Genomic DNA, 16324 nt, shown 5'->3' on the forward strand with positions numbered 1-16324 from the left:
GCGCGCATACTGGCATTCACATCACCAGAAGAAGCGGTCGTACACCACCAGCACGCGGCCGTTGCGGGTGTCGATCAGCAGCACATCATTGCCGTAGCGGATGTAGCGCTGGTAGCCGTAGCGCGGCTGCGGCAGGTAGTAGTCGTAAGGGTCGACCCAGTAGCGCGAGCCCCAGAACAGGTTCGAGTTGAGCCGCCCGCCGACCCGCACCGGGCGATAGGCGAGCCCACGCGGGGCGTAATAGGAACCCCGGCGGAAGGCGTTACGCTCGGCCTGCCGGTACGCGCGCCAGTCGCGGTAATCGCGGCGCGCCTGGCGATAGTCGCGGCGGTCCTCGCGCCGGTCTTCCCGCCAGTCGCGGCGGTCCTCGCGCTGGTCCCGACGCCATTCGCGGCGGTCGTCGCGGCGATCCTGACGCGCATCGCGCCGGTCATCGCGCCATTCTTCACGCCGGTCCTCGCGCGCCTCGCGGCGGTCGTCACGCCGGTCGTCGCGGCGCTGCTGCGCGGCATAGGCTTCGCGCGATTCGAGCCGCGCATTCCAGGCCGCCTGTTCGGCGGGGCTACGCTGCTGGGCACTGGCAGCGGTGGGCAGGACCAGTCCTGCGGCAACCGCCATGATCACAAGATTTCGCATTCCGTGTTAGTGGACAGAAGGTTCTAGAAGGGGTGTTGCCGGGATTAACCGGGATCTTGTGGGATCGTGAGGGCCGGTAAACGGCTCAATTTTGGGCTTCGTCATGGGTCCTCCCAAAAATTGGCGTTCGGCGGGACTGTCTAGAGTGGCAGTCCAATTAGACGATGAAATGGCGGTCGAGAGGCCCTTGGACGGTTCTTAGAGGGTGTTTCCTGACATTCGCCTTAAGAGCGCCTTAAGCGCGGATTAGCGCCACTTAAGATGGGCCTTGGGTGCCGCGATCGGCCCTTCGAGGCAGTGGAATCGATCTGGCGAACCGGGCTGAAGGTCGCCCAGTTAGGCCTTTCGCGGCCAGAACTGGGTTGTTGCTGATATTATTAGTGAATTTGGCGCGGTGCTATGGTCAGTGGCCTTATGGCTCAGCCGAGAACTGGGCGGGTTTCTGCGCTCACCTTGCTAAGGCAACTGGGCAGCAATCACGCAGGTCAGTTAGTAGATCGCTCGTTTGTCGATGGCACTGGTGCCCAATGTATCCAAACTCCCGCGAGAGACTATCTCCAAAACGCCCAAACAATTGAAATCGGAGCGGCCCTCAACTCCGTTTTCCGCCATAAAACGATGGATGAAGCCCTCATCCCAGGCGCCGTTTTCCCGGACGTTGTTGCTTGTCAAAATTGAGCCGCGCCTGGAGATTTTCTCTATGTCCCCAAGCACCATATCATAGCAGCTGTAGCCATCATCGACCGGCAATGGGAGGATGACCGAGGGCAGGTCTTCCGAAAATTCTGACGATACGGAGAAGTTTGAAACTCCTGTCCTGTTCTCAGCCAAATAAACGCAATCGTATCCCTTACTCTCTCGCCAGCATCGGGCAGCGCCTCTCGCGCCCGAATCTAATACGGGACCGCGCGCAAAAAGGCTACCATCCGGCATTTTCTCCCAACTTAAGTCGAAATAATCGATGTCCTGCTTACGCTCTACCCCGTCGCCACAGCTGGGCAGCAGTGCCAAAAATACTAGCGGCAGCAGTAATCGACGCATGCAGGTTAGAGCCTCCCCACCTTTGCGATGACGCGACCGATGATCTGGAGCTCTTCATCAGCGGCGAAGTCATCCGACACCAAGGGATTGTCGGACATGATGGTGACGCCTTCGCCGGTTGGGCGCAAACGCTTGATCATGCCGAAGTCGCCCATCGCGCAGGCCCATACGCAGTCGTCTGCGGTGAGTGTCCTGTCAGCCAGATTGATCAGGATCGGCTCCCCATCGCGAATGGTCGGATGCATCGAGTCGCCGCGTCCCGCTGCCCATACGAGATCCTCAGGGCGAGCATCTGTAAAGCTCCTGAGCCAAGCACGGGGAAAGAGACGCTTGGCCAGCTCCACCGGCCCACTGACATCGCTGCTGCCCATGCCGTAACGCATATCGATTTGGGCGACTTCGACGAGATCGTCCTTCTCCGCCTCGACGGGCGCCGACATGGTCATCACATCGTCGGTCCATCCGGGGAATTTTGGGAATGCGTCGCGCAGTTTCTCTAGCGTGCTCTGGCTGAGCCGAGCTTCGGCCCTTCCCGAGGCAGGCCGCTGCACTGTCTTGGCATCAACCTTCGCCTTTTTTGCGACCTGCGCAGCTGAGACGCCGGCATATTCGATCAACGCCCGGATAAGCGCGGTATCCTGCTCAAATCCCGTCATGGCTAAGCGCTATCAGCCCACGCGGGGAACTAGCAGCGGAAAAATATCCGTTGTCATGGGGAAATAATTCCCTTAGCAATGCTGATTATGAACCAGCAGTCGATCATTCGAGACATCGAGAAGCGAGCGCGGGAGCGTCGCATCTCGATCTCCGCGTTGTGTCGCCGGGCGGGCATCCACCCGGACACATTCCGTAACTGGCGCAAGACGCCGGGGAATCCTGAGCCGGTCGGGGCCAACCTGCATCTGGTCGAGCGGCTCTATGTGGAGCTTCGCAAGATCGATGCCGAAGATGCCAAGCGCGTCGCGAAGAACGGCGGGGTGGCGGCATGAGCGCGTCTCAGACATTCCCAACCGAAGTCCTCGCAACCGTCGGGGCGCGCGGTGAGATCGAAGTCCTCGGACGCGCCTACTGGTCGCGTGACCTGTCTCGTTTCGCCGGGTGGACGGTGCGGGTGATGGTGCCCAAGGCTGAGGACGACGCCATCCAGGTGTGGCGTGGGACGCACTTCCTCGCCTCCGCCGATCGCATGGTCGATGTTGGCTTCGCCGCCCACGGCGCGATGCGACAGGCACTTGCACAGTCGGTCGAGGTCTCGCGGCGGGTGCGGGACGAAAGGCGGTCACTGGTCGTTCGCCGACGCGCCGAGCTTCTGGTGGAGCTGCTGGATCAAACCGTTGAGAACCGCAGCCTTGCGGTGCTCGCCATCGGCCATCTGTTGCCGGTGCATCCGATCAAGTGCCTCAAGGCGCTTCTGCTCAAAGTCCGGAACGTATTCGTCCAGCACGATCTCGGTGGCGATGGCGAGGGTGCCAAGCGCGCTGAGCTGCGCCTCCATCTTGCGGAGCGCCTCTTCGAGCTGGCTGACGCGGTCTTCGAGGATCATCCCGATTTCCCTTCGATAAGTGCGATGCGTGAAGCCGCCGAACGCGACATCGCCGAGGAAGCTAATCGCGCCACCGATGCCGGTCATCGTCTATGTGGAGCGGCCAAATGAACGCTCCTGCGCCCAAGTCGGTGCTGGAGAGCGCCAAGGCCGTGGTCCTCGATCCGAACACGATCGACGTGTTCGACCGGATCGGCTTCTATTTCCCTGACAAGGCAGCCGCGTTCGGCAGGTTGATGGCGATCGACGGCCAGCGCGATCCGATCAAGGTCTCAGCACAGCCCGAGGGAAGCGAGTTCCCCTGGCGGCTGCATGTGGGCCTGCACCGGACGATGGGCGCGCGGATCGAAGGGATCGGCATCCACGCGCTGGTGGTCGACGGCACACCTGCCGAGCTGGAGCAGCTGGAGGCGAGCGAGAACCTGCACCGCAGGACGCCGCCGCCGATCGAGCGGGCCAAGTTCACCGCCGCACTGGTGCGCGCCGCGCAGGAGCGGATCGCGCGCGAGCATGGCGATGTTTCGCAGCAGGAGCTGGCGATCAAGGCTCGCTGGGCGCGGGTCAAGCACGGCGAAGAGGACCTTGAGAAGGCGCTCAATGCCGAGGCCGACGATACGCATGCCACGATGGCACACGTATATGGATGGGAGGAATCGGTCGGCGATGCGCTGAGCATTTCGCGCCGTACAATCCATCGCGATCTGGCGCTTTATCGGCTGGTGGTCGAGCCGTTTCCCCGGCTGGCGGAGCCGCTCTCGCAGCATCCGGTGGTGGGCGAGAATGCCAGCCAGCTGAAGAAGATCGCCGAGGTCAAAGACGAAGCCGCACGGCGGCGGGTGATCGAGGCGCTTCTCGAAAATCCGCAGAGCAAGGTCGAGGACGCGCTGGTCGCTGCCGAGATCGCCCCGCGCGGACCGGATGCCACGCCCGCGCCGCAGCAGAAGTTCGTCAATCAGATCCTCGGCGGCTGGAGCCGCCTCAGCATCGGCCAGAAGCGCAGGTTCCTGCCCAGCTTCGTCGAGCAGCTGACCCCCGACATGAAAGCGCAGCTGCGCGAGCTGCTGGATGAGGAGCAAGGCTGATGGGTCTTTTCCGCAAGCAGAGGGCGATCGACGCCGAGCTGTGGCAGCCGGGCGATATGGCGGAGTGCCTCAACGATGAGGGCTGGTGGCGGGTCGATGGTGAACCGGGCGTAGGTCCGCGTCGTGGAGAGGTCCGCCTCGTGAGCAAAGTCGTTACCGACTATTGCGAGGCGATCGACGGGCTGGCGCTGTTTCTCCACTTCGAGCGCTACAAGGGCGGGTTCTACGCCCCCTGTTTCCGCAAGATTTGCCCCAGCGCGGACGACCAGATCGCGGCGGAGAGCGCCTTCACCAACCTGATCCGCAGGCAGCACGTGCGCTCACCTGTCCGGGTGGCCCCGTGATGGGACGGCATGCGGCCAAGGAAGCTGCGCAGAAGGCGCGCCGTGAGCAACTCTCGCGCCTGCGCTGCACTCGCCCCCTGACGCCCGAGGAGCGCGCCGAAGAGGCGCTGCTGGAGCGTCGTCTGGCGGGCAGGCTGTGGGCGCGCGAGCAGGCCGAAACCGAGGCGCGCATCGCGCGCAAGCTGGAGCGGGGAGACGCGTGATGGCCCGGCAATCGCTCGCTGAGAAATATCGCCAGCACAGGCGCGAGTTCGTCCTCGCGCAGGAGCTTGGCTGCACGCCGATCGAGGCGCGCTTCGCGCTTCGCCGCCGCGACAAGGGAGCCACCGGCACGCGCAAGGTCGAGACGGCCCCACCGCAGCGGCTGCGCGATCTTCCCGACGAATCCTGGATGATGAGGGACTAAGCCGATGTCGAACCTCAAACCCGCCCCGATCGGGCTGACCGAAAGCGTGGTCGCCAAAACGGTCGGCGACCGGCCTGCCTACGGCAAGGGCCTGATCAACGTGCCCCTCGCGCCCTACGCCAAATGTGACGCGTGCGGGCAGCTGCGCACGGTGCCGTGCAACTATTCGGCCTGCCCGATTGCAAGCGGGGAGACCAGCGATGCTTAAGGCGGCTGTTCTTCCTCGCCCCAGCGCGCGCGAGATCCCTTTCGATCTGCGCAAGGCCAATGTCGACGGCGCGATTGCGCACCTGCGGCGGCGCGGCGTCCTGGTCGACGTGGTCGATCGTACCGCGCTGATCCGCCGATACCGCGTCACCGGCAAGCGCGATCCGCGCCTTGCCGAAGAGGTGATCGAGCTGGCCTGCGAAAGCGGGTTCGAGGTGATCCGGTGAAGGGCGCGGCATTCGACACGGTGCGGCGCGATCTGCGCGAGCGCGGCCTGCTGGGCAGCGACAACCGCCTGACCGAAGCGGGCCACCGGCGCGCGGTCGCGATGCTTGGCGAGCTGCGCAACGCGGAAGCGCCGAGCGAGCCGCCAGCGTCTCGGGTGCGCTGGAACCACACATTCCGGCAGCGGAGGCGCTGACGATGGCTGCATTTGGCCACATTGCTAGCGATCCCGCCATCGACGAAGAGATTGCAGCTGGCGCCTGGGTGATCTTCAACTTGTCGGGTGGCAAGGATTGCGGCGCGGTCTCGTCGCGCACCATGCGCTACCTTGACGGCTTGGGGCACCCGCGCGCGCGTCGCTTCGCCATCCACGCCGATCTCGGGCGCGCCGAGCACACATTCAATCCCTCTCAGGTTGAGGCTCAAGCGCGGGCACTCGGGTTACGGCTGGACGTGGTTCGCGCAAAGAGCGGAGATCTCGTCGACCGCTTTGAGAACCGCTGGACGCGGGGGCTTCAAGCCTACGTCGATCTGCGCCTCTTCAATCTGCGCGGGCCATGGTCTTCGCCGAGTCTAAAGTTCTGCCAATCGGAGAAGAAAATTCAGGTGATGGGGCCGCATCTCGCAAGGGAATTGCGGGGCCACACAATAATCAATGTCGTTGGCATTCGGCGAGAAGAGAGCCCCGCGCGCGCCAAGACGGAAGTCGCGAAGCTGGACACTCGCTTCGCCAAGCCGGGCAATAAACACGGTACGAAGATGATGCTGTGGCACCCCGGCGTGGAGCTGCTTGAAGACGAAGTCTTCGATATCAACCGTCGCGACGCCATCCCCCTTTCGCCAATCTACGGTCGCGGTGCCACGCGGCATAGCTGCGCGCTGTGCACCATGGGATCACTCAACGACCTTGCCATCGGTGCAGAAGCGCACCCGTGGCTCTATCGGCACTACGTGAGCATGGAGGCGACGACGACGTTCTCGTTCCAGTCTCGTCGATGGCTCGCTGACATCCGCCCCGAATTGCTATCGGCTGGCCTTTTGGCCGACATCGACCGGGCGAAGGCCTTGTCCACCGAGCGCCGGGAGATAGAGGCCGCGCTCCCCGCACGGCACCGCTTCGTCAAGGGTTGGCCGCACGATCTGCCGACGCTCGAAGAGGCAGAGCAGATCGCCGCAGGACGAGCGCGCATCCTCGCGCATCATGGGGCAGAAAACACCTACCCAACTGCACAGCACATACGCGATCGCTTCGCCGAGTTGCTCGCTCAGAAGCCCTCAAGGCGCACGCATGAGGGGCCTGCTGATGCCTAAGCTGCTCGTCACTTCGCACGCGATCATGCGCTACCAGGAGCGGGTCGAGAACGTCCCTGCGCGGGAGGTCTGCGCTCGTCTCAACGCGCCAGTGTTCCAGCGGGCTTCGGAGTTCGGCGCGCGCTATGTGAAGCTGGCGGGTCTCCAGCGCGTCGTGATCCTTGAAGGGCGCGTCATTACGGTTCTGCCGTCCGGTCACGCGCCCGGTTCGCTCGCGCCCTCACGGGACGCCCTGCACGATGGAGCGGGCGGCGATGGCTAAGGCGAAGTCGCACCCCGATCAGATCGACTTCTGTTTCGACGCACCTGCGGTGCCGTCGGGCGAGGCCGCGCTCGCGGGGTTCGAGAGGCGCACCAACGTGTTTGTGGGCGAGATGCTCAATAGCGACGGTCGCGATCGCTACCGGATCGCCGCCGAGGTCAGCAAGCTGCTGGCGGACGAAGTCTCCAAGACGATGCTCGACGCCTATGCGAGCCCCTCACGCGAGGATCACAAAATCCCCTTCTCCCGCCTGATGGCGATCGTCGTCGTCACGCGGCGTTACGATCTGCTCGACGCGCACCTGCGCGAAACCGGCTGCGGCGTGATCACCGGACGCGAGCTGGAGACAGTGGAACTCGGCAGCATCGAACAGGAGATCAGGGCGCTCCAGGCGAAGGCGCGCGATCTGCGCCGAACCGCTCAGCCCATCCGCCGTGGAGGGGCAAGCGAATGAGCGCAGAACTGGCAATCGCTGCGATGACGCAGGAGGACGCATGGTTCTCGGCAGCGGAGCTGGCGGAGCTGGCGCTGCCGGGCCTGCCGACCAACAAGCGCGGGATCAATCTGCGCGCGAGCGAAGAGCGCTGGGCGTCCCGCGTCGGCAATGATGGCGAAGTGCTGGTGCGCAAGCGCACGGGCCGGGGCGGCGGGACCGAGTATCACCTCGCTCTGCTGCCCGGCGAAGCGCGGCTTGAGCTGATCCGGCGCGGCCTGGTCGCGGAGGAAGCCCCGAAGACCGACGCAGCGACCCAGCGCGCAGATGCCTGGAGCTGGTTCGAGCGGCAGCCCGCCAAGGTCAAGCGCGAGGCCGAAGAGCGGCTGAGCATCATTGCCGAGGTCGAGGCACTGGAAGGGGCTGGGGCTTCGCGAATCGCCGCAGTGGCCGCGATCGCCCAAGAGAAGGACATCGGTTCCTCGACCATTTTCGGCTGGATCAAGAAGGTCCGCGGGCTCGACCGGGCCGACCGGCTGCCCGCGCTCGCCTCGCGGCGGAAGGGCGGCGGTGCCAAGGCCGCTATCCCGGACGATCTGTGGCTTTTGTTCAAGTCGCTCGCGCTGCGTCCGTCTGCGCCCACATTGACAAGCTGTTACGAGCGGGTCGCGGCGGTGGCCGAGGAAAGGGGCGTCTCGATCCCGGTTGAGCGCACCTTCAGGCGGCGTTTGAAGGCGGAGGTTCCGCCAGAGGTCTGGACGCTCAAACGGCAAGGCGAAGAGGCGCTGGTGCGCTCGGTTCCCGCGAACCGCCGAACGGTGGCCGGCATGCACGCGCTCGAATGGGTGAATATCGACGGACACAAGTTCGACGTGCGGGTCGCACCTCCGCCGATGCATCGCTCGAAGAAGCCGATCCGCCCGATGCTGGTCGCGATCCAGGACGTTTACAGCCGCAAGATCGTGGCGTGGCGGCTCGGCTGCGAGGAGAGCGCGATCCAGACCCGCCTCGCCTTTGCCGATCTCTTCCGCGAGTGGGGCATTCCGCATCACGCTCTGCTCGACAACAGCCGGGCCTTCTGGAGCAAGTGGATCACTGGCGGATACCGGGGCAAGCGTTTCCGGTTCAAGGTCAAGCAGGAGGAGCCTGTCGGGCTGCTCACTGGCGTCGGCGTGCAGGTTCACGCTGCGCTGCCCTATCACGGCCAATCGAAGCCGATCGAGCGGGCGTTTCGCGATCTGGAAAATTACATCGGCAAGGCCCCGGAGTGTGAGGGTGCGTACACCGGCCCCAGCCCGATGGCGAAGCCTTCGAACTACGGCACCAAGGTGGTGGAGTGGGATACCTTCTCCGCGCTGGTGGACGAGTGGATCACCCGCCATAACGCGCGCACCGGACGCCGCACCGAAGCGGCCAAGGGCCGCAGCTTCGACGAGGTGTTTGCCGAAAGCTACGCCACTTCGCGCATTTCGAAAGCGAGCCCGGAGCACCTGCGCTGGGCGCTTCTGGCGGCGGACCAGAAGAAGCTCAACAGCCTGAACGGCGAGATCGAGCTGCACGGTAATCGCTACTGGCATCGGGAGCTTTCCGCTTTGCGCGGCGAGCTGGTGACGGTGCGGTTCGACCCGGACGATCTGCATTCCGAGGTCCACGTCTACGATCTGGAGGGCCGGTACATCACCGCAGCGCCGGAGCTGGTGGACAGCGGCTTTGCCGATGTCGCCGGAGCGAAGGAAGCGGCCAAGCGAACCGGCGAATACCGCAAACGGGCCAAGGCATTGGCCGAGGCGGAAGAGCTGATCTCCGCCGACGCGCTGATCGAGCTTCAGGCCGGATCGAAAGCGCAGTCGGCCAAGCCCGAGGCGGGCGTGGTCGCCCCCGTCAGACACCCGGATGCCGAGGCGCAGCGATCGCCGCGCCCCAAGGCGGCGAACAACGCCGCGACACTCGATCGAATGCGCGCGGGACTGCTGAAGCGCGCAGCGAACAGCCAATAATCAGAAGGCAGGGATCATGATCAACGTAAGCCAACTTCCGATCAACGACGACGACATCGAAGACATCCGGCTGTGGGGTATCGCCCACCGCGAGGCGACCGATCCGCCGATTCCCTGGGCGCGCTATGCCAAGGCGGTCGGGATCGCGGAGAGCACCCTCCAGGCGTTCCTGAAGGGCAGCTACAAAGGCGACAACGCCAAGTATGCGCGCAAGCTGTTCGGTTATCGTCAGACCATCGAGGCGCAGACCAAGCGGCAAGAGAAGCTGCCGATCAACCCCGGCTTCTTCGAGACCGAGACTTCGGTGCGCCTCGAAGGCCTGCTGCTGATGGCCCACGAAGGGCGGATCACTGCCGCAGGCACCGGCCCCGGCACCGGCAAGACGATGTCGATCCGCGAATACAAGCAGAAGGCACCGAACTGCTACGTCGCGACGATGCGGCCCAGCTCGCAGCGGGTGCTGCCGATGATCCAGCAGGTGCAAAAGGCGCTGGGGATGCCGGGACTGCGGATGCCGACGCGGGACGCCTCGCAGATGGTGATCGACAAGCTGATCGATCGCAAGGCGCTGCTGGTGGTCGACGAAGCCAACTACCTTTCGATCGAGGCGATCGAGGAGCTGCGCAGCTGGCATGACGAAACCGGCGTGGGCATTGCGCTGTTCGGAAACGAGGAGCTGATCGCGCAGATCGAGAGCGGCGGTAAGTCCGACCAGCTGGCGCGGCTCAACCGCAGGATTTCGCACCGGCATATCCAGAAGGTGCCGACCGAAGGTGATGTCGAGACGTTCTGCGATGCCTGGGGGATCAAGCAGGGCGACATGCGCGGTTATCTGCGCCGGATCGCTTTGACGCCGCATGCAGGCGGGCTCGGCGAATGCCAGCAGCTGATCGAGGCGGCTTCCCTGATCGCCGATGGAGAGGACCGCGAGTTCCTCTCCGTCACGGACCTGCGCGATGCGCAGATGGCGCGTTCAACCCGCTGGGTGAAGGCATGATCCGCGTGTTTCGTGAACTGCGCCGCTCTGTGCGCGAATATGATGCGCTGTTCGGTCGCGGTGCGACCGCGCGCGAGGCGCTGACCGTGTTTTCAGCCACGCTCTCATTTTACGTGCTGAGCATCCTCGCCGCATATGCCCTCGGAGAGGCGCTGTGAACGCCGTGGCCCCGGTCCTGATCGGCCCGCAGGTCGATCAGAGCGATCCGCCCGCCGAGACGGCGGAGGCGATCGCGTTCGTCGATTTCGCGCTGAGCTACGTGATGCAGGAGACCCGCGTTTCCCGAACCGAGATGGAATCGCGCCGCCGGACCCCGCACCTGGTCAACGCGCGTGCAATGTTCGTGTGGCTGGTCAAGCACCTGCGCCCCGGCATCAGCTATCCCGCAATCGGGCGCTGGATCGGCGACCGGGACCACAAGGGGCTGATCAACCTTCAGACGCGCGCGGCCCACCTGCGCGCGAGCGATCCCGAGTTCAAGCGCGCCAGCGATGCCTTCGTGCAGGCCTGCCGCTGCGCGATGGAGGTGCCCTATGCCTGCGACTAAGGCAGCGCGTCCCGCCAGCTTCGATCGCACCCAGCAGGCGCGCCGTGCGATGCTGGCCAAGGTGCATATCGCGCGCAAAGAGCTGCGCCTGGACGAAGACGACTACCGCCAGATCATCGCCGACGAGACCGGCAAGACGAGCGCTGGCGACTGTTCGGCAGACGAGCTGGATGCAGTGCTGGCGCGGTTCAGGGGCCGGGGATGGCAACCGGCCACGAAGGCCGGGCGAGCCAAGCGCGCCCAGCACCCGATGGCGAAGAAGGCGCGCGCGCTGTGGATCTCGCTCTACCAGCTGGGCGAGGTGCGCGACCGGAGCGAGGCAGCGCTTGAGGCCTTCGCCAAGCGCCAGCTCGGCTGCGATCGGCTGGTCTGGGCGCGCCAATCGGATGGCTATCGCCTGATCGAGGCGCTGAAGAAGATGGCGGCGCGTGGCGGCTGGAGCCAGACAGACACGGACGGCAAGAACCTGAGTGTCCGCGACCTCAAACGCGGATTGTGCGAGGCGATTCTCGCCAAGCTGGTCGCCTGCGGGGAAGTGCCCGCGCACTGGACGATCGACATTGCCGCCCACCGCCTGTGCGGCATCGACACCGGCTCCGGCAGGTTCGCGAATGCGGAAGGTTTCGACGATCTTGCCGAGGCGCTGGGGCGCAAGTTGCGCGAAGCTGACCCGAAACTGCGGGGCGCATCGTGAGCCAGCATCTGTCGATCGCCGAGGCCAAGCAGCTGGTCGCGACCAGGGCGCTTGCGCCTCTGGCGCGGGCTTACGCCAGCCAACCGCGCGACCCGCTCAATTTCTACGCCCCGCAATGGCGGGAGCGCCTGCGGAACGCGGAAGCCGAGGTGATCAGGACGCTGAGAGCCGCAGGCGCTCGGATCGATATTTTCGAGGATGGGCGGGTGCGCATCCTCTTCGCGGGCGTCTGGGCAAGCTCCCGGCAGAGCCTGCGAAAGGCGCTCCAGCACTGGAAGATCAACGCGGAGGCGAAGCAATGAGCGAAGAACTGAAGATGGCGATCGTCGCGGTGCGTCGGCACGGGCTGGAGCCGTTCGAGAAGGTGGCAGCGGCGATGCCTGCGAAGCTGTGCGGCCCAGCCTACGCCCGCTGGGTAGAGCGGCAGGCGCGCGAGGCTGACCGTGCCTCAACCCGCATCGCGAAGGCCGGGGCGGTGATCCACCTCTCCGATAGCGTGACGAAGATCGATTTCGCGGGGGTCGAGGCGATGTCCACGCTGGGTCTTTATCAGGCGCTGCGCAACTGGAGCGCGAAGGCGCGTAAAGTGATGCGCGCGTATAATCGGGGAGACCGCCGGTGAAACGCGCGACCGTGATCTCGCTCGCTGATCGCAAGCCGGTCCCTGCGCCAAAGCTCGCGCTGGCCACGGGCGGCTATCAGCTGGTTTACCGCTCCGGCCAGGTCAATGACTGCCCCGGCTGCGGCGGAAGGGCGTGGCAGGTCGGGCGCAATCTGGCCGAATGCGCGAACGAGGAATGCGGCTTCGCACTTCCTTTCGCCCCACCTGCCGACGTGTCGATCCGCTTCTGATGAACGACAACGGCCCCGCTACCGACGATGAGGAGGTGCGCCTGACCGGCGTGCTGACCGACATCGCGCGCGTGGCGGGGCGAGATGCGGCGATCGCGATCGCGCGCAAGTTCGGTGGGGTGCGGATGTATTTCCCGCTCAAGCCGTCGAAGGATAGCTGGCTGGTCAAGACGGTCGGCCAAGAGAAGGCGCAGGCGATCTGCGACGAGCTGACCGCCGGGCGCTGCGGCCTCGAATACGATCTGCCGCTGGGGGCCTTCGGCCACCAGGAGACCACGCGGGCGAAAGTGGACCGTCTGCTGGCCGAAGGGCGCACCCAGCGTGACATTGCGCTCGCCACGCGATACAGCGAACGCGGAGTGCGCAAGCGTGCCCGCATCCTGAAAGATCGCGAGCCCGACCTCTTCGACGACTGACCACCGGAACACGTTCCGGGTCCCGGCATAACGGGATTTGCCGCATCCGGGCGGCATGCAACAGCCGCTCCTCTCCGAACGTACCATGCTCGAAATTGCCGAGCATGAAGGTCTTATCCTCCAGACTTACCGGGACAGCCGAGGCATCCTCACGTGGGGGTTCGGTGTCACCAGCGAAAGCGGGCACCGGGTCGAGCGCTACATCGACAAGCCCTCCTCGATCGTGCGTGCGATCGAGGTCTACGAATGGCTGCTGCGCACCAAGTACCTGCCCGAGGTTCTGGAAGTGTTTGAAGGTCGCGAACTCAGCGAAGCCGAACTGACTGCCGCGCTCTCGTTTCACTGGAACACCGGCGCGATCGGGCGGGCCAACTGGGTCAAGAGCTTCCTCAAGGGCGAGCGTCAGGCAGCGTTTCACGATTACATGAACTGGGTCACGCCGCGCGAGATCATCGGGCGGCGGAAGGCCGAGCGCGCCCTCTTCTTCGAAGGCGTTTGGACAGGCGACGGCCTGGTCACGATCTACGACAAGGTCGGCAAGATCAGCCTTCAGCCGATCTGGTCGAGCGCGCGGCAGATCGACATCTGCGACGAAGTGCGCGCGGCGCTGGCCAAGGCGCGCGGGGAGTGAATCCTCTCGCGATCCTAAGCGGCCTCTTAGGCGTCGGTAAGTGGCTGCGGAGAGCCGCCTCACGGCTGCTCAATTGGATCTTCTCCGACTGGCGCAACGGGCCGCTGCTGGTTCTCGTCCTGTGGGGCGCGGCGCACATCTTCCTGATCGATCCGAGCATGCGCGCCGATCTTGCGAGCGAGACTTCCCGCGCGGATCGCGAAGCGAAGAATGCTGACGACTGGATGGCCTCGGCAGAGAGCTGGGAAAAAGAGTTCAACGCCTTCGTCGCCGATGTCTCAGCCGCGCAGATCGCCGCCGCCGAAGCCGACCGCGCCAATATCGCGCGGGTCGAGGCGGAGTTTGCCGCCATCAACGAAAGGACCGCCGATGATTACGAAGCCCGGCTTGCTGGCAGCGCTGCTGCTGCTGAGCGCCTGCGCGACCGCCTCGCCCGAGCCGAAGCCGACGCTGCCCTCGCGGGTGGAAGTGGCGGCGGTTACGCGGGAGAGCCCGTCGATCTCACCGCCCGATGCCAGGCTTTTGGAGCCGCCGACTGTGACGGACTTCTACGGCAGCTTCCGTGGGTCCTCGCCGAAGCCCAGGCCAACACCGACAAGCTCGTCCCCCTCCAGCAGTGGGTCGCCAGCTCCGCGCTGATCGACTTCTCCGGCAACGCGGAGGAGCCTGCGGAGTGAGCGAGCCAATCTCTTTCTCGCACTTCCTGCTCGGCTGGGTGCCTGCGCTGGCCGCGACCAGCGTGGTGCCCGAAGTCGCGCCGGAGCTGGCCGACACCATGCTGGTGGTGATCGGCGGCGTGCCGATCCCGCTGGTGACCTGCGTGCTCGGCTTCCTTGGCGTGATCATGGCGCGCCCGCTGGCGCGCAAGAGCGAGAGCGCGCTGAGCTGGCCGCTGTTCCTGCTGGTCACCGCGATCATGCTGATCCTGGTCGAGCTGTGGATCGTCGAGAGCCGCCCGCGCTGGCTGTTCGCCTTCGTGATCGCGATCGGGCTCGGATTCTCCGGCTATTCGCTGATCGAGCTGCTGGGCGACCAGATGCGCGACTTTATCAAGGACATTGTCGGCAAGGCGCGCGGCGCGATCGGCATCGACAAAAACGGAACGGACACATGATCGGCCCCTACCTCGAACTCGTCATCATCGCGATCATCCTCGGGGCGATCGTTTGGCTGAGCCGCCGTAATGGCGCTGCCAACCCAGTCGGCACCGGCAAGCTGCTGCACGAGATGAGCGGCATCCGGCAGGAGCATGTGGCGCATGGACGACGCCTCAAGAAGCTGGAGCAGGCGGCGGCAAGCGCGGAAGACGTCGAGAAACTAAGCGAGCAGTTCAAGGAACAGCAGACCCGCGTCGAAGCGATCGAGAGGCAGGTCAGCGGCATCGAACGGCAGGTGAGCGACATCGCCTCTACCGGGAAGGGGACGGCGGCGCGCGTGCGCGAAATGGACAAGCGGCAGGACACGATGGCGGAGTACTTGGCGGCGTTGCGGGCCGACGTGGCCGCCCAAAGGCGGCAGCTCGACCTGATCTACCAAGTCCTCGTGCCCAAGGGGATGCAGGGATGAGCTTCAAGAACGACCTCGCCGCAGCCATCGCCGCAGAGGCGCGGCTGCGCATTCTCCAGCAGCTGGCCGAGCAGAATGACGGGCAGCTCTCGATTGTGATGCTCAAGCGCGTGCTCGACAGTTTCGGGTATCGCCGCGATCGCGACTGGATCGAAACCCAGCTGCGCAAGCTGGAAGCGGTCGGCGCGGTCGAGCTGTTCGCACCGGGCGGCACGATGGTCGCCCGCATCGCGCGCGCCGGGCGTGACCATATCGAAGAGCGCAGCGTGCTGGGCGGCGTGGCGCGACCGAGCGAGGCCGAATGAGCGGGCGCGCCCGCCAGGGTCGCGGTCGGCTATCGTCGATCGACCTGCTGCCCGATGTCGCCGAGGAGGCGATCGTCTGGGCGCTGGAACAGCTGCGCGAGCGCAAGCTGCCGCAGAACGTGATCCACGCCGAGTTCAACGAGAAGCTGCTCGACCTCAATTCCGAGCACGATCTCGACCCGCCGATCGAGCCGATCAGCAAGAGCGCCTTCAACCGCTATTCGGTGCGCAAGGCGATGATCTTCCGCAAGCTGGACGAGGCGCAGACGATCGGCGCGGAGCTGGTTCATTCGATGGACCCGAAGACGCCCGATGACGTGACGATCGCGGTGTCGGAGCTGATCAAGGCGGCGGCGTTCGAAATCCTCGAAACCAAGACGCCCGATCCGAAGGGGCTGATGGAGCTGAGCCGCGCGGTCTCCGGCGCGGTCGGCGCGCAGAAGGCGAGCGCGGAATACCGCAACCGGCTGGAGCGTGAGGTGCAGGCCGCGAAGGCGGAGGCCGCGAAGAAGATCGGCGAGCTGGGCAAGAAGAAGGGCGTTTCGCCCGAGGCGATGGCGGCAATCAACGCCGCGCTTGGGGTGCAGCCGTGAGCTGCGACATCCTACCGCATCGGACAGAAGTAGCCGCGCGCGTTGTGGTAGAACTGGTTCCTGCCGTTGCACCCGGGCGTCAGACGGCAGGGGGTCGCCTTGCCCCACAGATCGAAGTCGAGGCCCTTCACTTCGGCAACCCGGGCAAGATCGATCTCCCGGAAGGCGGCGTTGCAGGTGTCGCACCAGACCCGCGCGCGTATGCCATGTTCGATCATCAGGCCCACCGTCGCAAC

31 protein-coding genes are annotated in these 16324 nt (G+C 65.0%); 27 read left to right on the forward strand and 4 right to left on the reverse strand.

What is annotated here, in order from left to right; genetic code table 11:
* Window positions 1–21: 21 nt before the first annotated feature.
* From VO57_015045 to VO57_015055, 3 genes are all read right to left on the reverse strand, one after another.
* On the reverse strand, window positions 22–618 hold the full coding sequence (locus VO57_015045) for an RcnB family protein (GenBank protein XBL69429.1): 597 nt from the start codon (window positions 616–618) through the stop codon (window positions 22–24).
* 507 nt (window positions 619–1125) lie between these two features.
* Entirely contained in the window at window positions 1126–1677 is a 552-nt protein-coding gene (locus tag VO57_015050) for a hypothetical protein (GenBank protein XBL69430.1), read from the reverse strand.
* Window positions 1678–1682: 5 nt separating this feature from the next.
* Window positions 1683–2333 carry a S24 family peptidase gene (locus VO57_015055; GenBank protein ID XBL69431.1) on the reverse strand — a complete coding sequence of 217 codons (651 nt, stop codon included), beginning with the start codon at window positions 2331–2333 and terminating at the stop codon, window positions 1683–1685.
* Between the two features lie 87 nt (window positions 2334–2420).
* Between VO57_015055 and VO57_015060 the strand changes: the two genes are divergently transcribed.
* The 27 genes from VO57_015060 to VO57_015190 are packed head-to-tail and all read left to right on the forward strand — an operon-like array spanning window position 2421 to window position 16088.
* Window positions 2421–2666, forward strand: coding sequence for a transposase (locus VO57_015060; protein XBL69432.1), 246 nt, complete (start codon window positions 2421–2423; stop codon window positions 2664–2666).
* Window positions 2663–3331, forward strand: coding sequence for a hypothetical protein (locus VO57_015065; GenBank protein ID XBL69433.1), 669 nt, complete (start codon window positions 2663–2665; stop codon window positions 3329–3331). The genes VO57_015060 and VO57_015065 overlap by 4 nt, the downstream gene beginning before the upstream one ends.
* Window positions 3328–4302, forward strand: coding sequence for a hypothetical protein (locus VO57_015070; GenBank protein ID XBL69434.1), 975 nt, complete (start codon window positions 3328–3330; stop codon window positions 4300–4302). The genes VO57_015065 and VO57_015070 overlap by 4 nt, the downstream gene beginning before the upstream one ends.
* Window positions 4302–4646: a hypothetical protein gene (locus VO57_015075; protein ID XBL69435.1), complete on the forward strand. Its 345-nt coding sequence runs from the start codon at window positions 4302–4304 to the stop codon at window positions 4644–4646. The genes VO57_015070 and VO57_015075 overlap by 1 nt, the downstream gene beginning before the upstream one ends.
* Window positions 4646–4849, forward strand: a complete 204-nt coding sequence (locus VO57_015080) for a hypothetical protein (protein ID XBL69436.1) — start codon at window positions 4646–4648, stop codon at window positions 4847–4849. Before VO57_015075 ends, VO57_015080 begins: the two co-directional genes overlap by 1 nt.
* Window positions 4849–5052, forward strand: coding sequence for a hypothetical protein (locus VO57_015085; GenBank protein ID XBL69437.1), 204 nt, complete (start codon window positions 4849–4851; stop codon window positions 5050–5052). The genes VO57_015080 and VO57_015085 overlap by 1 nt, the downstream gene beginning before the upstream one ends.
* 4 nt (window positions 5053–5056) lie before the next feature.
* A complete protein-coding gene (locus tag VO57_015090; protein ID XBL69438.1) occupies window positions 5057–5260 on the forward strand; it encodes a hypothetical protein in 204 nt (67 codons plus the stop codon).
* Window positions 5253–5486: a hypothetical protein gene (locus VO57_015095; protein XBL69439.1), complete on the forward strand. Its 234-nt coding sequence runs from the start codon at window positions 5253–5255 to the stop codon at window positions 5484–5486. The genes VO57_015090 and VO57_015095 overlap by 8 nt, the downstream gene beginning before the upstream one ends.
* Window positions 5483–5680: a hypothetical protein gene (locus VO57_015100; protein XBL69440.1), complete on the forward strand. Its 198-nt coding sequence runs from the start codon at window positions 5483–5485 to the stop codon at window positions 5678–5680. The genes VO57_015095 and VO57_015100 overlap by 4 nt, the downstream gene beginning before the upstream one ends.
* A gap of 2 nt (window positions 5681–5682) precedes the next feature.
* Window positions 5683–6795: a phosphoadenosine phosphosulfate reductase family protein gene (locus VO57_015105; GenBank protein ID XBL69441.1), complete on the forward strand. Its 1113-nt coding sequence runs from the start codon at window positions 5683–5685 to the stop codon at window positions 6793–6795.
* Entirely contained in the window at window positions 6788–7057 is a 270-nt protein-coding gene (locus VO57_015110; GenBank protein XBL69442.1) for a hypothetical protein, read from the forward strand. Before VO57_015105 ends, VO57_015110 begins: the two co-directional genes overlap by 8 nt.
* Entirely contained in the window at window positions 7050–7511 is a 462-nt protein-coding gene (locus tag VO57_015115; GenBank protein XBL69443.1) for a hypothetical protein, read from the forward strand. Before VO57_015110 ends, VO57_015115 begins: the two co-directional genes overlap by 8 nt.
* On the forward strand, window positions 7508–9487 hold the full coding sequence (locus VO57_015120; protein ID XBL69444.1) for a transposase domain-containing protein: 1980 nt from the start codon (window positions 7508–7510) through the stop codon (window positions 9485–9487). Before VO57_015115 ends, VO57_015120 begins: the two co-directional genes overlap by 4 nt.
* 16 nt (window positions 9488–9503) lie before the next feature.
* On the forward strand, window positions 9504–10484 hold the full coding sequence (locus VO57_015125) for an AAA family ATPase (protein ID XBL69445.1): 981 nt from the start codon (window positions 9504–9506) through the stop codon (window positions 10482–10484).
* Window positions 10481–10642 carry a hypothetical protein gene (locus tag VO57_015130; protein ID XBL69446.1) on the forward strand — a complete coding sequence of 54 codons (162 nt, stop codon included), beginning with the start codon at window positions 10481–10483 and terminating at the stop codon, window positions 10640–10642. Before VO57_015125 ends, VO57_015130 begins: the two co-directional genes overlap by 4 nt.
* Window positions 10639–11031, forward strand: coding sequence for a helix-turn-helix domain-containing protein (locus tag VO57_015135; protein ID XBL69447.1), 393 nt, complete (start codon window positions 10639–10641; stop codon window positions 11029–11031). Before VO57_015130 ends, VO57_015135 begins: the two co-directional genes overlap by 4 nt.
* The gene (locus tag VO57_015140) at window positions 11018–11725 is read left to right on the forward strand and encodes a regulatory protein GemA (GenBank protein XBL69448.1); all 708 of its coding nucleotides are present in this window, start codon (window positions 11018–11020) and stop codon (window positions 11723–11725) included. The genes VO57_015135 and VO57_015140 overlap by 14 nt, the downstream gene beginning before the upstream one ends.
* On the forward strand, window positions 11722–12027 hold the full coding sequence (locus VO57_015145) for a hypothetical protein (protein ID XBL69449.1): 306 nt from the start codon (window positions 11722–11724) through the stop codon (window positions 12025–12027). Before VO57_015140 ends, VO57_015145 begins: the two co-directional genes overlap by 4 nt.
* Window positions 12024–12347: a hypothetical protein gene (locus VO57_015150; protein XBL69450.1), complete on the forward strand. Its 324-nt coding sequence runs from the start codon at window positions 12024–12026 to the stop codon at window positions 12345–12347. Before VO57_015145 ends, VO57_015150 begins: the two co-directional genes overlap by 4 nt.
* On the forward strand, window positions 12344–12577 hold the full coding sequence (locus tag VO57_015155; GenBank protein XBL69451.1) for a hypothetical protein: 234 nt from the start codon (window positions 12344–12346) through the stop codon (window positions 12575–12577). The genes VO57_015150 and VO57_015155 overlap by 4 nt, the downstream gene beginning before the upstream one ends.
* Window positions 12577–12993 carry a hypothetical protein gene (locus tag VO57_015160; protein ID XBL69452.1) on the forward strand — a complete coding sequence of 139 codons (417 nt, stop codon included), beginning with the start codon at window positions 12577–12579 and terminating at the stop codon, window positions 12991–12993. Before VO57_015155 ends, VO57_015160 begins: the two co-directional genes overlap by 1 nt.
* Before the next feature lie 55 nt (window positions 12994–13048).
* Window positions 13049–13624 carry a hypothetical protein gene (locus tag VO57_015165; GenBank protein XBL69453.1) on the forward strand — a complete coding sequence of 192 codons (576 nt, stop codon included), beginning with the start codon at window positions 13049–13051 and terminating at the stop codon, window positions 13622–13624.
* Entirely contained in the window at window positions 13621–14301 is a 681-nt protein-coding gene (locus VO57_015170) for a hypothetical protein (GenBank protein ID XBL69454.1), read from the forward strand. Before VO57_015165 ends, VO57_015170 begins: the two co-directional genes overlap by 4 nt.
* Window positions 14298–14738, forward strand: coding sequence for a hypothetical protein (locus VO57_015175; protein ID XBL69455.1), 441 nt, complete (start codon window positions 14298–14300; stop codon window positions 14736–14738). Before VO57_015170 ends, VO57_015175 begins: the two co-directional genes overlap by 4 nt.
* Entirely contained in the window at window positions 14735–15190 is a 456-nt protein-coding gene (locus tag VO57_015180) for a hypothetical protein (protein ID XBL69456.1), read from the forward strand. Before VO57_015175 ends, VO57_015180 begins: the two co-directional genes overlap by 4 nt.
* Complete coding sequence (locus VO57_015185) at window positions 15187–15495, forward strand: hypothetical protein (protein ID XBL69457.1); 309 nt, start codon at window positions 15187–15189, stop codon at window positions 15493–15495. The genes VO57_015180 and VO57_015185 overlap by 4 nt, the downstream gene beginning before the upstream one ends.
* Window positions 15492–16088 carry a phage protein Gp27 family protein gene (locus VO57_015190; GenBank protein XBL69458.1) on the forward strand — a complete coding sequence of 199 codons (597 nt, stop codon included), beginning with the start codon at window positions 15492–15494 and terminating at the stop codon, window positions 16086–16088. Before VO57_015185 ends, VO57_015190 begins: the two co-directional genes overlap by 4 nt.
* 11 nt (window positions 16089–16099) lie before the next feature.
* Here the strand turns inward: VO57_015190 and VO57_015195 are convergent, their stop codons facing one another.
* A complete protein-coding gene (locus tag VO57_015195; protein XBL69459.1) occupies window positions 16100–16306 on the reverse strand; it encodes a hypothetical protein in 207 nt (68 codons plus the stop codon).
* Window positions 16307–16324 lie beyond the last annotated feature (18 nt).

Source organism: Citromicrobium bathyomarinum (assembly GCA_001306305.2).
GTDB lineage: Bacteria > Pseudomonadota > Alphaproteobacteria > Sphingomonadales > Sphingomonadaceae > Alteriqipengyuania > Alteriqipengyuania bathyomarina.

What these genes read in the sequence shown, in the direction of transcription:
- VO57_015045 (XBL69429.1), bottom strand. Translation starts at nt 618, where the DNA reads ATGGCGGTTGCCGCAGGACTGGTCCTGCCCACCGCTGCCAGTGCCCAG.
- VO57_015050 (XBL69430.1), bottom strand. Translation starts at nt 1,677, where the DNA reads ATGCGTCGATTACTGCTGCCGCTAGTATTTTTGGCACTGCTGCCCAGC.
- VO57_015055 (XBL69431.1), bottom strand. Translation starts at nt 2,333, where the DNA reads ATGACGGGATTTGAGCAGGATACCGCGCTTATCCGGGCGTTGATCGAA.
- VO57_015060 (XBL69432.1), top strand. Translation starts at nt 2,421, where the DNA reads ATGAACCAGCAGTCGATCATTCGAGACATCGAGAAGCGAGCGCGGGAG.
- VO57_015065 (XBL69433.1), top strand. Translation starts at nt 2,663, where the DNA reads ATGAGCGCGTCTCAGACATTCCCAACCGAAGTCCTCGCAACCGTCGGG.
- VO57_015070 (XBL69434.1), top strand. Translation starts at nt 3,328, where the DNA reads ATGAACGCTCCTGCGCCCAAGTCGGTGCTGGAGAGCGCCAAGGCCGTG.
- VO57_015075 (XBL69435.1), top strand. Translation starts at nt 4,302, where the DNA reads ATGGGTCTTTTCCGCAAGCAGAGGGCGATCGACGCCGAGCTGTGGCAG.
- VO57_015080 (XBL69436.1), top strand. Translation starts at nt 4,646, where the DNA reads ATGGGACGGCATGCGGCCAAGGAAGCTGCGCAGAAGGCGCGCCGTGAG.
- VO57_015085 (XBL69437.1), top strand. Translation starts at nt 4,849, where the DNA reads ATGGCCCGGCAATCGCTCGCTGAGAAATATCGCCAGCACAGGCGCGAG.
- VO57_015090 (XBL69438.1), top strand. Translation starts at nt 5,057, where the DNA reads ATGTCGAACCTCAAACCCGCCCCGATCGGGCTGACCGAAAGCGTGGTC.
- VO57_015095 (XBL69439.1), top strand. Translation starts at nt 5,253, where the DNA reads ATGCTTAAGGCGGCTGTTCTTCCTCGCCCCAGCGCGCGCGAGATCCCT.
- VO57_015105 (XBL69441.1), top strand. Translation starts at nt 5,683, where the DNA reads ATGGCTGCATTTGGCCACATTGCTAGCGATCCCGCCATCGACGAAGAG.
- VO57_015110 (XBL69442.1), top strand. Translation starts at nt 6,788, where the DNA reads ATGCCTAAGCTGCTCGTCACTTCGCACGCGATCATGCGCTACCAGGAG.
- VO57_015115 (XBL69443.1), top strand. Translation starts at nt 7,050, where the DNA reads ATGGCTAAGGCGAAGTCGCACCCCGATCAGATCGACTTCTGTTTCGAC.
- VO57_015120 (XBL69444.1), top strand. Translation starts at nt 7,508, where the DNA reads ATGAGCGCAGAACTGGCAATCGCTGCGATGACGCAGGAGGACGCATGG.
- VO57_015125 (XBL69445.1), top strand. Translation starts at nt 9,504, where the DNA reads ATGATCAACGTAAGCCAACTTCCGATCAACGACGACGACATCGAAGAC.
- VO57_015130 (XBL69446.1), top strand. Translation starts at nt 10,481, where the DNA reads ATGATCCGCGTGTTTCGTGAACTGCGCCGCTCTGTGCGCGAATATGAT.
- VO57_015140 (XBL69448.1), top strand. Translation starts at nt 11,018, where the DNA reads ATGCCTGCGACTAAGGCAGCGCGTCCCGCCAGCTTCGATCGCACCCAG.
- VO57_015150 (XBL69450.1), top strand. Translation starts at nt 12,024, where the DNA reads ATGAGCGAAGAACTGAAGATGGCGATCGTCGCGGTGCGTCGGCACGGG.
- VO57_015160 (XBL69452.1), top strand. Translation starts at nt 12,577, where the DNA reads ATGAACGACAACGGCCCCGCTACCGACGATGAGGAGGTGCGCCTGACC.
- VO57_015165 (XBL69453.1), top strand. Translation starts at nt 13,049, where the DNA reads ATGCAACAGCCGCTCCTCTCCGAACGTACCATGCTCGAAATTGCCGAG.
- VO57_015180 (XBL69456.1), top strand. Translation starts at nt 14,735, where the DNA reads ATGATCGGCCCCTACCTCGAACTCGTCATCATCGCGATCATCCTCGGG.
- VO57_015185 (XBL69457.1), top strand. Translation starts at nt 15,187, where the DNA reads ATGAGCTTCAAGAACGACCTCGCCGCAGCCATCGCCGCAGAGGCGCGG.
- VO57_015190 (XBL69458.1), top strand. Translation starts at nt 15,492, where the DNA reads ATGAGCGGGCGCGCCCGCCAGGGTCGCGGTCGGCTATCGTCGATCGAC.
- VO57_015195 (XBL69459.1), bottom strand. Translation starts at nt 16,306, where the DNA reads ATGATCGAACATGGCATACGCGCGCGGGTCTGGTGCGACACCTGCAAC.